This window comes from Raineyella sp. (assembly GCF_034933565.1).
Classification (GTDB): domain Bacteria; phylum Actinomycetota; class Actinomycetes; order Propionibacteriales; family Propionibacteriaceae; genus Raineyella.
Genome location: NZ_JAYFNG010000008.1, coordinates 87647 through 99029 on the forward strand (window position 1 = coordinate 87647; position 11383 = coordinate 99029).

9 protein-coding genes and 1 tRNA gene are annotated in these 11383 nt (G+C 71.9%); 9 read left to right on the top strand and 1 reads right to left on the bottom strand.

Annotation, left to right across the window (positions count from 1 at the left end; genetic code table 11):
• Nucleotides 1-33: 33 nt before the first annotated feature.
• From VB059_RS02710 to VB059_RS02720, 3 genes are all read left to right on the top strand, one after another.
• Nucleotides 34-1722, top strand: coding sequence for a PH domain-containing protein (locus tag VB059_RS02710; protein ID WP_323420491.1), 1689 nt, complete (start codon nt 34-36; stop codon nt 1720-1722).
• A gap of 31 nt (nt 1723-1753) precedes the next feature.
• Complete coding sequence (ppgK, locus tag VB059_RS02715) at nt 1754-2713, top strand: polyphosphate--glucose phosphotransferase (RefSeq protein ID WP_323420492.1); 960 nt, start codon at nt 1754-1756, stop codon at nt 2711-2713.
• Between the two features lie 618 nt (nt 2714-3331).
• Entirely contained in the window at nt 3332-4279 is a 948-nt protein-coding gene (locus VB059_RS02720) for a hypothetical protein (protein WP_323420493.1), read from the top strand.
• Between the two features lie 602 nt (nt 4280-4881).
• Here VB059_RS02720 and argS read toward each other — a convergent pair.
• Entirely contained in the window at nt 4882-6522 is a 1641-nt protein-coding gene (argS, locus tag VB059_RS02725; protein ID WP_323420494.1) for an arginine--tRNA ligase, read from the bottom strand.
• Between the two features lie 96 nt (nt 6523-6618).
• Between argS and VB059_RS02730 the strand changes: the two genes are divergently transcribed.
• The 6 genes from VB059_RS02730 (at nt 6619) to VB059_RS02755 (ending at nt 11344) form a co-directional block, all read left to right on the top strand.
• Nucleotides 6619-7257, top strand: coding sequence for a YigZ family protein (locus VB059_RS02730; protein ID WP_323420495.1), 639 nt, complete (start codon nt 6619-6621; stop codon nt 7255-7257).
• Nucleotides 7258-7324: 67 nt separating this feature from the next.
• Nucleotides 7325-8173, top strand: a complete 849-nt coding sequence (gene surE, locus VB059_RS02735) for a 5'/3'-nucleotidase SurE (protein ID WP_323420496.1) — start codon at nt 7325-7327, stop codon at nt 8171-8173.
• A gap of 1 nt (nt 8174) precedes the next feature.
• Nucleotides 8175-9008: an inositol monophosphatase family protein gene (locus tag VB059_RS02740; protein ID WP_323420497.1), complete on the top strand. Its 834-nt coding sequence runs from the start codon at nt 8175-8177 to the stop codon at nt 9006-9008.
• A 131-nt stretch (nt 9009-9139) separates the two neighbouring features.
• Nucleotides 9140-9213 (top strand) — tRNA-Gly (locus VB059_RS02745).
• 257 nt (nt 9214-9470) lie between these two features.
• Nucleotides 9471-9926, top strand: a complete 456-nt coding sequence (locus tag VB059_RS02750; protein ID WP_323420498.1) for a MarR family winged helix-turn-helix transcriptional regulator — start codon at nt 9471-9473, stop codon at nt 9924-9926.
• A gap of 176 nt (nt 9927-10102) precedes the next feature.
• Nucleotides 10103-11344 carry an MFS transporter gene (locus VB059_RS02755; RefSeq protein ID WP_416339479.1) on the top strand — a complete coding sequence of 414 codons (1242 nt, stop codon included), beginning with the start codon at nt 10103-10105 and terminating at the stop codon, nt 11342-11344.
• The last annotated feature ends 39 nt before the right edge of the window (nt 11345-11383 follow it).

Consider the following 11383-nt stretch of genomic DNA (forward strand, 5'->3'; position numbering starts at 1 on the left):
TCCGGACCGGTCGGGCCTCGCCCCGGGCACCCCGTGCTGGAGCGTCCCCATCCGCTCACGCCGCTGGTGCGTGGCTGGATCGTCCTCGTCGCCGGCGTCTACGCGTATTTCCGCGACAGCTTCAACGGCAGCTCCGGTGGCCGTGGCATGCCGGGCTGGGTGATCGGCGCGATCATCCTCGCCATCGCCCTGGTCGCGATCCTCGTCGGATGGACCACCTGGTGGTTCACCCGCTTCGTCATCGACGAACACGAGGTGCGGGTCGAGACCGGCTGGCTGCGTCGCCGCTCCCGGCGCGTCGCGTTCGAACGCATCCAGTCCGTCGACGTGGACCAGCCGCTGGTCGCCCGGCTCGTCGGCCTGGCCGAGCTCCGGATCGAGGCCGGCGCCGGCGAGGCCGCCACCCGGCTGCGCTACCTCTCCCGCGGCCGGGCGTACGACCTGCGCGACTACCTGCTGCGCCGCGCCGTGGGCGAGCGCACCTCCGTCGCCGCCGTCGGGCTCCAGCCGCGCCCCGGGGTCCTGGTCGATGCGTCGGCGGCGGACCAGCTGCTGCTCACCATGGAGCCGGGCCGGATCATCGGCGCCTTCCTGCTGTCCTCCGAACTGTGGTGGTCGGTCGGCATCAGCGCCGTGATCGTCGCGGTCGGCTGGGTCGCCGGCGCGGGTGCATTCTCGCTGGCGGCCCTGCTGCCGCTCGCCTTCGGCTTCTTCTCGATGGTCAGCCGCCGGCTCAACCAGCAGTTCAACTTCCAGCTGTTGCGGACTCCGTCCGGGGGCCTGCGGGTCACCTCCGGGCTGACCCGGCTGATCTCCCAGACCCTGCCGATGGACCGCATCCAGGGCGTACGGATCCGCCAGCCGCTGCTGTGGCGGATCCCGGGGTGGTGGCAGGTCGACATCGACATGGTCGGTCTGTCCCGCGCCCGCAACAGCGAGGACAATGACCGGCGCGAGTCGACGGTGCTGCCCGCCGGCACCAGGGACGAACTGGCTTTCATCCTGCGCCAGGTGCTGCCCGGGATCGATCTCGACGCCGTGACGCTGCACAGGGTGCCGCGCCGGGTCCGGCTGATCCGCTGGGTCGACTCCCACACCCTGCGCTGGGGCGCCAGCCCGGATGTCACCATCGCCGACCATGGCGTGTTCGTGCGCCGCGGGGCGATCGTGCCGTTGCGGAAGTTCCAGTCCGTCCGGATCACCCAGGGGCTCCTGCAACGGGCGCTCGGGGTGGCAAGTGTGCACGTCGACACCACTCCCGGCCCGGTGCACCTGGTCGCGCGCCATCTCCCGGCCGCCGAGGCCCGGACGTACGCCTCGACGCTGCTGTCCTGGGGCGCCCGGGCCAGGCGGGTCCAGGACGCCACGGTGGCGTCGTCCGCCTTCCCGGCACCGTCGTGGTCCTCGTCGCCGTCCCCGTCCGGGGCGCCGTCGGCGTCCTCCTCGTCCGGGCCTTGGTCGGCGCCGCTGGCCGGCTCGCCGTCTGTCTCCTTGCCCGACTCGCCGTCGGCGGCCTCGTCCGCGCCTCCGTCCCCGTCGGCGGCCTCGGCCGCGGCCCCGTCCCCGTCGGCGGCCTCGGCCGCTTCCCCGTCCCCGTCGGGGGCCCGGTCCGCTTCCCCGTCCCCGTCGGGGGCCCGGTCCGCTTCCCCGTCCCCCGAGGCAGCCGCTGACGGCCCGGACCATCCGCCGGACACGGCGCCACCACAGCCACCCAGATCCTGACAGGCGGGCCCGCGCCTCGTACGCTCAGAACATGATTGCGCGACCAGTACTCGGCATCGACATCGGCGGTTCGGGGATCAAGGGCGCCCCCGTCGACCTCGAGCTCGGCGACTTCGCCACCGACCGGCTGAGGATCCCGACGCCGAAGAAGTCCACCCCCAAGAAGGTGGGCGCCGCGGTCGCCCAGATCGTGGCCCATTTCGCCGATCTCATCGGCGACGGGCCGGTAGGGATCACCATCCCCGCGGTCGTCACCCACGGGGTGACGCGGTCCGCGGCGAACATCGACAAGGCGTGGATCGGGTTCGAGGCCGAGAAGATGTTCGAGGACCTGCTCGGCCGCCGGGTCGTGGTCTTCAACGACGCGGATGCCGCCGGGCTGGCCGAGACGCACTTCGGCGCCGCCAAGGACCACCCGGGTCTGGTCCTGCTCACGACCCTCGGCACCGGGATCGGCACTGCGTTGGTCCACCAGGGGGTGCTGATCCCGAACAGCGAGTTCGGCCACATCGAGATCGACGGCAAGGACGCCGAGTCCCAGGCCTCCTCCGGCGTCAAGGACAAGCTGGGGCTGTCCTACAAGGAGTGGATCCCGCGGATCGAGCGCTATTTCCAGGTCGTCGAGGCCCTGCTCTGGCCCGACCTGATCGTCGTCGGTGGCGGGATCAGCCGGGACGCCGACAAGTTCCTCCCGAAGCTGAAGCTCAACACGGCGATCGTGCCCGCCGAGCTGCGCAACCGCGCCGGGATCATCGGGGCGGCCTGGATGGCCGCCCACCGCGAGGACCATGTCGTCGGCGAGCTCACCGTCGACGTCGCCACCGAGCGGGCGCTGCGCCATGCCGCGGAACGTACGGCCGCCGCGCTCACCGATGACTCGGACCAGATCCTCGTCTCCGGCGACGGCGGCCCGTCCGAATCCGAGCCCGGGCAGCCGACGCACTCTGCGGGCGACGGCCCCTCTGAACTGGAGTCTGCCGGGGAGGAGTGACCTGCGGGCGCCGCCCACGTCGGGCGGCCTCGATGCCGGGCTCCGTTGGCCCGAGAGACGTCATGCCGGGCCGGGCCCGGGGGCCGTCATGCTGGGCCCGGTGGCCCGGTGGACGTCAGGGAGAAGTGGCCTGCGTCGCCCGGCGGGCGGCCGTCAGGCCCGTGTCGGTGGTCGGGTTCCGTCTCGGTGATCTGGACCGGTCCCGGAGCCGGTCGGCCACCACCTCAAGTACGGCCAGCCGCTGCGCTCATCGCCAGCCGCCGCACCGTCATGTGTCCGCCGCCTGCCGGCGTGCCGCGGACACATGAGACGGTAGCGGCTGCGTACGACCGCGGCAGTTTCCTTCGACACGTCCGTGTGCTCCGCCCGACGCCCGTGTGCCCGACGCCCGACGCCCTTGTGCCCGACGCCCGTGTGCTCCGCCCGGCGCCCGTACGCTCCACCCCCGGACTTTCAGGAGCTCGATGTTTCTCCGGCGGAGGGTTCACCCATGGCCCGGTGTTGTCCGTCCGGCCGCAGTGTTGTCCGTCCGGCCGCGGTGTTGTCCATCTGCCCCGCGGTGTTGTCCGTCGCGCCGCCCGGCTCCGGAACTGCACCGCCGGCAGGTTCGCTTGAGTCATGGAGCGACCCGATTTCACTGTGCCCCTGATCCGTACGCGGCAGGGGATCCTCGCGTCCGGCATCGGCGACAACGAGATCCAGCGGGCCGTGAGGACCGGCACGCTCGTCAGGCTCCGGGCGGGTTGTTATGTCGACGGACCGTTGGACGACAAGGACCTTCGTGCTTCGCTGGGGGCGAGGGTGGGGGCCGTGGGCGTCAGGCTCGGTGACAGTGGGGTCTTCAGCCATGCCACTGCGGCGGACCTCTGGGGGCTGCCCTTCCTGGGGGAGCCGCCGGACACCACTCATGTCACGGTTCCACGTACCGCTCACGGCGTTCGCCGGGCGAAGGTGCACCAGCACACCGGCAGTCTGGTGCCCGAGGAAATCGTGGCTCTCGGCGGGATCCGGCTCACCACGGTGCCCCGGACCCTGGTGGATGTCGCGCGTACCGAGGGGTTCCGGGCCGGTGTGGTGATGGCGGACTGCGCGCTTCGGCGGTGTCCGGATCCGGAGGGGCTCCGCCGGGCCATGGAGGCATCGATCCGCCGGCTGACGGGCGCGGTCGGGATCGGGCAGGCACGTCGTGTGGCAGGGTTCGCGGTGGCCGAGGCGGAGAGCCCGGGCGAGAGCCTGAGCCGCGTCATCTTCAACGAACAGGGCGTTCCCGCTCCGCAGCTCCAGTTCCCCTTGGTCCTCAGGATGCCGGGAGGCTGGACGCAGCATTGCCGTACGGATTTCGCGTGGGAGCGGCAGCGGCTCGTCGGAGAGTTCGACGGGAAGGCCAAGTACGAGCGATACGTACGCCGGGGCGAGTCACCCGGCGATGTGGTCTTCCGGGAGAAACGTCGCGAGGATGCGCTCCGCGCCGCAGGGTGGAGAGTGTTGCGGTGGACCTGGGAGGAACTCGGCGACCCGGCGGCGCTGGGACGGCGGGTGAGAGATGCTCTGGCCGAGGACGGCTGATCCGGCCGGCCGGGGCCGAGAACCTGCGGATGCTCCGGGCCACATCCGATGCGCTGGGTACCGGTGTCTCGGCCGCCGCGCTCCATCCATCCGATGGGCCGGCGCCGGCGCCGGAGCCGGAGCCGGGTGCGGGCCGGAACCGGGTGCGGGCCGGAACCGGGTGCGGGGCGGGGACCGGGTACGGGGTGTTGGGCGCGGGGTTTGGGTGCTGGGTGTTGGGCGCGGGGAGCCGGGGACTGTACGAGGGCTCGCCAGAGACGCGGTCCTCTCGGCAGCCGCCGCGGTTCCAATCACCCGCGGCGTGTGGGCCGGCCGCCGGTGAATGGAACAGGCGCGGCTGCGTGGGAGCGAGGTATCTGCGTGGGCTGGGGGCTGCGCCAGCGGTGGGTTGCGCCAGCGGTGGGCGGTGGGCTGCGCCGGCGGTGGGCGGTGGGCGGTGGGCGGTGGGCTGGGGGCCGTGCTGGCGGTGGGCTGGGGGGCTGTGCCGGCGAAAGGCATGCGGCGTGGCTTCGGCGCGGGGCGGCTCGCTGGCCGTGCTGGTCTCGCGCAAGGGACGCCCGGTCCGGCGCAAGGGGACGCAGTCCCGGCCCACGCCGGGCCGGTCACATCCGCTCGAGGGCCTCGATCCCGAGCATGTCCAGACCGGTCGCCAGCACCGTACGGACGGCACGGCACAGGGCGAGACGCGAGTCCCGCACCTGGCCCTCGGACTTCAGGATCGGGCACTGCTGGTAGAAGGCCGAGTAGTGCTGGGCCAGCTCGTAGAGGTACGTGCAGAGCTTGTGCGGCTGGAGGGTCGCGGCGACCTCGACCACGGCCTCCCCGAAGTGGGACAGCTGCAGGGCCAGTGCCTGCTCGGTCGGCTCATCGAGCACCGTCACCGCGGTGTCCGGTGCCAGGCCCTTGGCCGCGGCCTCGCGCATCACCGCGCAGGTGCGGGCGTGGGCGTACTGCAGGTACGGGCCGGTGTCGCCGGTGGTCTGGACCATCCGCTCGGCGTCGAAGACGTAGTCCTTGTTCAGCCCGTTGGAGAGGTCGGCGTACTTGATCGCGGCCAGGGCGATCGGCGGGGCGGCGATCTCCTCGGCCGCGTCCAGCAGCGACGACAGAGTCACCGCCGACCCGTCGCGGGTCTTGAACGGCTTGCCGTCGGCGCCCAGCACCATCCCGAAGCCGATGTGCTCGGCGGACACCCGGTCCGGGAGCCAGCCGGCCCGGCGCGCCACCGCGAAGACCATCGCGAAGTGCTGGGCCTGGCGGGCGTCGGTGACGTACACGATCCGCTCGGCGCCCAGGTCGTCGACGCGATGCCGGATGGCGGCCAGGTCGGTCGCGTCGTAGCCGAAGCCACCATCGCGCTTCTGCACGATCATCGGGGCGTCGAAGCCGTCGACCCACACCACCAGCGCACCGGCGTCCTCCACCGCCAGGCCCATCGCCTTGAGGTCGTCGACGACCCGGACCAGCGCCTCGTTGTACGTCGACTCGCCGGCCAGATCGTCGTCGGTGAGCAGGATGTCCATCCGCCGGTAGGTGGCGTTGAAGCCGGCCAGCGACACGTCGATCAGCTGCTGCCAGATCGTCCGGGTCTGCTCATCACCGGACTGCAGGGCCACCACCCGGCGCCGGGCCCGGTCGGCGAACTCCTCGTCGGCCTTGAAATGCGCCGCGGCCCGCTTGTACAGCGCCTCGGCGCCGGCCAGATCGAGGGTGTTCGCGTCGATGCCCTCCTCGAGGATCTGCTCGACGAGCTGGCCGAACTGGGTGCCCCAGTCGCCGATGTGGTTCTGCCGGATCACCTCGGACCCGGTCGCCCCCAGCACCCGCGAGAAGCAGTCACCGATGATGGTCGAGCGCAGATGGCCGACGTGCATCTGCTTGGCCACGTTGGGGGAGGAGTAGTCGATCACCGTACGACGCGGGTGCGGGTCCTGCGGCACGCCGTGGTGCGGGTCGGTGATCAGGGAGTTGGCCGCCGCGGCGAGGACGGAGTTCTTCAGCCGGATGTTGATGAAGCCCGGCCCGGCGATCTCCAGCGGCTCGCACAGGTCGTCGATCCGGATCTCCTCGACGATCCGCTGGGCGATGTCGCGCGGCTTACGGCCCTCCTGCTTCGCCAGCCTCATCGCCACGTTGCACTGGAAGTGGCCGAACTGGGGCTTGGTGGCGGGGCGCAGTTCCGGGTCGGCACCGCCGGTCACCGCCGCGAACCGCTCACTCAACGTGGCTACAAGGGAGGACATGGCCGCCATTCTCCCACGACCGGCGGTGGGGTCCGTCCGTACGGCTGTGGTGCGATGCGGTGGGGTCCGTCCGCGCGGCTGTGGTGCAATGCGGGGGTGACCGACCGCCTGACCATCCCCCGGGGACCTGCCATCGCCACCGAGCTCGAGGTGAAGCGGTCGCGGTTCATCACCTGGCTGGGGCGGGTCGACGACGAGGCAGCGGCCCGGCAGCTGCTCGCCGAGGCGCGCGACAGGTTCCCCGATGCGCGCCACCACTGCAGCGCCTGGGTCATCTCGGTGCCCGGTGCCCAGCCGCTGTGGCATTCGTCCGACGACGGTGAGCCCAGCGGCACCGCGGGCCGCCCGATGCTCGACGTCCTCGTCGGGTCGGGCCTGACCGACGTGGCCGCGGTGGTGGTGCGTTACTTCGGCGGGACCCTGCTCGGGACCGGCGGGCTGGTGCGGGCCTACTCCGACGCCGTCACCGCCGCGCTCGACCTCGCCCCCCGGGTGCGACTGGTCGAGTCCGCATTGTGGCGCGTCCTGCTGCCGCATGCCGAGGCGGGCCGGATCGAGTCCGACCTGCGCAGCCGTGGCGTGGTGGTCCATGACGTGGCGTACGTCGGCGACGGCGTACGCCTCACGCTGGCGGACAACGACCATGAGGCGCTGAGCGCGCTGCTCGCCGCGCTCACCCGCGGCGACGGGGTGCTCGAGCCGGCGGGGCGTACGGTCACCGAACGGCCGGGCTGAACCCGGCCGGGCAGCACGAACCCGGCTAGGCTGAACCCAGACCGTACGGCGAGCACAAGGCCTCCGCATGCAGATCCTGATCACGAACGACGACGGAATCGACGCTCCGGGGCTGGCTGCGATGGCGCGGGCGGCGGCGCGACGCGGGCACACGGTGCTCGTGGTGGCGCCGGACCACCCGTCCTCGGGAGTCAGCGCCGCCTTGGGCATGCGTACGCCCACCGAGTCGATCGTCATCCAGGAGGAGCACCCCGAGGGCATGCCCGCCGGGGTCCGCTGCCTGGTGGCCGAGGCCACGCCGGCGCAGATCGTCTACCTGGCCGTCCAGGGAGAGTACGGCGAGGTGCCGCGGATGGTGCTCAGCGGGATCAACAGCGGCGCCAACACCGGCCATGCGATCCTGCACTCCGGCACTGTGGGGGCCGCCCTCACCGCCGCGGTGCTGGGCATCCGGACGATGGCGGTGTCGCTCGCCGGCATCGCGCCGGCCCACTGGGATGCGGCCGAGGAGATCACCGTGCAGATGATGGAGTGGCTCGAGTTCCAGTCCTGCGACGGCCGGGTGCTCAACCTCAACATCCCCGATGTGCCGCTCGACCGGCTGCGCGGGCTGCGGGCCGCGCCGCTGGCCTCCTTCGGGGAGCTCCAGGCCCCCGACATCGCCTTCCCGACGGCCGAGGCGCCCGACCTGCGCCGGGCCGCCCTCACGTACGAACCTGCGCTGGCCCGCGACGAGCCGGGCAGCGACCACTACCTGCTCGCCCGGGACTGGGCCACCGTCACCATGATCCGCGGCTTCACCGACGACTTCGCCGGAGTCACGCTGCCGTCCCTGGACCAGATCGATCCGGACCACGCGCAGGCACGTCGACTCGCCGTGGCCTCCCATGCCCCCTCAACCCCCTGGAGTGACTGACATGACCCCCGCTGCCGTGACCGAGCTGCACCGTCTCGCCCTCGCTGTCGCCGAGGAGGGCGCGGTGATGGCCAAGCAGATGCGCGAGGCGGGTGTGGCCATCGCCGACCGCAAGTCCTCGGTCGCCGACATCGTCACCGAGGCCGACCGGGCCGTGGAGACCGCGATCCGCGACGCCCTCGCCCGGGCCCGGCCCCAGGACGGGTTCCTCGGTGAGGAGACCGACGAGGCCGGGTCGGCCTCGGGTCTCACCTGGGTGGTCGACCCGATCGACGGCACGGTCAACTACGCCTACGGCATCCCGGCCTGGGCGGTGTCGATCGCCGTCGTCGAGGGCGATCCCGACCCGGCGACCTGGACCGGTCTGGTCGGCGCGGTGATCAGCCCGATGGCGGGGGAGACCTGGGAGGCGTACCGGGGCGGCGGGGCCCGGCTCAACGGCCGTCGGCTGCACATCGCCAAGGAGACCGAGCTGGCGCGAACACTCGTCGGCACCGGTTTCGGCTATCTGCCGGAGCGCCGGGTGGCACAGGCCAAGGTCGTCACCCGACTGCTGGCGACCGTACGTGACATCCGCCGCGCCGGTGCCGCCAGCCTGGACATCTGCTCGGTCGCGGCGGAGCGGCTCGACGCCTATTACGAGGTGGGGCTGCACCCCTGGGACCTGGCCGGCGGCACGATCGTCGCCCTCGAGGCGGGAGCCCATGTGGCCGGCCTGCGGGGAGCAGGCCCGGGCGAGTCGTTCTACCTCGCCTGCAACCCGGTCATCGCCGGGCCGCTGGAGGACCTGCTGCTCGCCTCGGGAGCCGAACCGCTCGCGCCCGCCGCGACGTGACGCTGCCCGCGACATGACGCTGCCGGGACAGCTGAGGGGGTGGGACAGGCCGAACCGCGATCGTTCGAGACGTCGATGACCGCTCGAGATGCAACCGACGCGAGAGGCTGCTAAGCTGCTTCAGCAGTTCCGCGGATGTAGTTTAATGGTAGAACATCAGCTTCCCAAGCTGAGAACGCGGGTTCGATTCCCGTCATCCGCTCCACCGGCCTCGGCGTCCCGAGGCGCTCAGCCCCTGACGCTCCCGTCAGGGGCTTTCTGCTGTTCCCATGGTCTGCCGTTCCCGTGGCCTGCTTGGTCCCCGGGGCTTTGCCTCCTGTGACCGGCTGCCCATCGTGAGTTCTCGCCTCCCATGGCGGCCCCGTGCCTGCGCACCGGTGGCCCCTGCCCGTTCCGGTGCTCTCCGCGCCGTCGTCGACAGGGGGTTCCATTAGATATATCAGTGATGTATATATGTGAACCATGACACTCGACTCGCGTGCCCTGGCCCTCGATCTGATGGTGACCAGTGCCCGCTTCACGCGGTTCCTGCGATGGCATTCGGGTGCGCGCGACATGGACGCCAACTGGCGCGCGCTGTCCTGTCTGGAGGAGCGCGGCCCGCTGCGGGTGGGGGAGTTCGCCCGGCAGGACCGGTTGAGCCAGCCGGCCGCGACGGCCAAGCTCAACAAGCTGGCCGCTGCGGGGCTTGCCGAGCGCCGGGTGGACCCGGCCGATGCCCGGGCGTGCCTCTACCAGCTCACCGACACCGGTCGGGCCCGGCTGGCCGAGCTGCGGGAGGCGGCCCTCGACTTCTTCCTGCCGCGCCTCGAGTCCATGGACCGGGCGACCCGGGACGAACTGTCCGGTGCCCTGCGCACCGTCGAGCGCCTGATGGCCGACCCGTACCGGCCCGACGACACCACCGAAGGAGCATGATGACCGTACGTATCGAGCTGACCCGGCCGGGCCGGAACCAGGCGGGCCGGACCCCGGGGCGGCCCTCGCCCGGCCAGAAACCGTCCGGCCAGAACCCGCCGGGCCGGGACCGGTCGAGCGGCACCGAGGCGGAGACGGCTCCCGGCCTCTTCCGGCAGCCCCGTGCCGTCTGGGCGATGGCCTTCGCCTGTGTCGTCGCCTTCATGGGCATCGGCCTGGTGGACCCGATCCTGCCGGCGATCAGCAGCCGGTTGCACGCCAGCCCCTCCCAGGCGATGTGGCTGTTCACCAGCTACCTGGTGATCACCGGCCTCGCGATGTTCTTCACCAGCGCGGTCTCCAGCCGACTGGGGACGCGGACGACGCTGCTGATCGGCCTGGTCGTGATCGTCGTGTTCGCCACGGCCGCGGGTGCGTCCGGCAGCGTCTGGCAGATCATCGGCTTCCGCGCCGGCTGGGGGCTGGGCAACGCCCTGTTCATCTCCACCGCGCTGGCCGGCATCGTCGGTGCCGCCTCCGGCGGAGTGGACAGCGCGATCATCCTGTACGAGGCGGCGATGGGTCTCGGCCTGGCGACCGGACCGCTGGTCGGCGGCGCGCTCGGCAGCATCTCCTGGCGCGGGCCCTTCGTCGGTACCGCGGTGCTGATGGCCATCGGCCTGATCGCCATCGCCGTGCTGCTGCCCAGGGCCCCCCGGCCGGCGCCCGTTCCGCTCTCGGCGACCCTCTCTGCGCTGCGCCATCCGGTCCTGATGACCCTGGCGGTGGCGGCGGTGTTCTACAACTACGGGTTCTTCGCGTTGCTCGCGTACAGCCCGTTCCCGCTCGAGGCTGCCGGTCGTACGCTCGGGCTCACCATCGGGGCCCAGCAGCTCGGGCTGGTGTTCTTCGGCTGGGGACTGTGCCTCGCACTCACCTCGGTGTTCGCCGCCGAGCCGCTGGTCACCCGGCTCGGCCGTGGCCCGGTGCTCACCACGGCCCTGGTCCTGCTGGCGGTCGATCTGGTCACGATGGGCCTGTTCCAGGACCGCTTCTGGGTGCTCGTCGCCGGCATCGTGGTGGGGGGCCTGCTGCTCGGCGTGATGAACACCGTGCTCACCCAGTCGGTGATGGAGTCCACCGACCTGCCCAGGTCCGTGGCCTCGTCGACCTACTCCGGGGTGCGGTTCCTCGGCGGCGCTGCGTCTGCTGCGGTGGCCGGGCCGATCGCTGTCGCCTTCGGCCCGGCGATGCCCTACTGGGTCGCCGCCGTGGCCTTCGTGCTGGCGGCCGGCCTGTTGCTCGTCCGGCGCGACCACCTCGCCGCGATCGACCGGCACGTGACGGCCGCGGACGTCGCCGAGGAGACCGCCGACGAGCGTGCCGTCGTCACTGCGGCCGAGCACCTCGTCGAGGAGCGCCGGGCCCAGCAGGGATGATCGCCGAGGCGGCTACGGCCGGGGCGGTCCCCCGGGAAC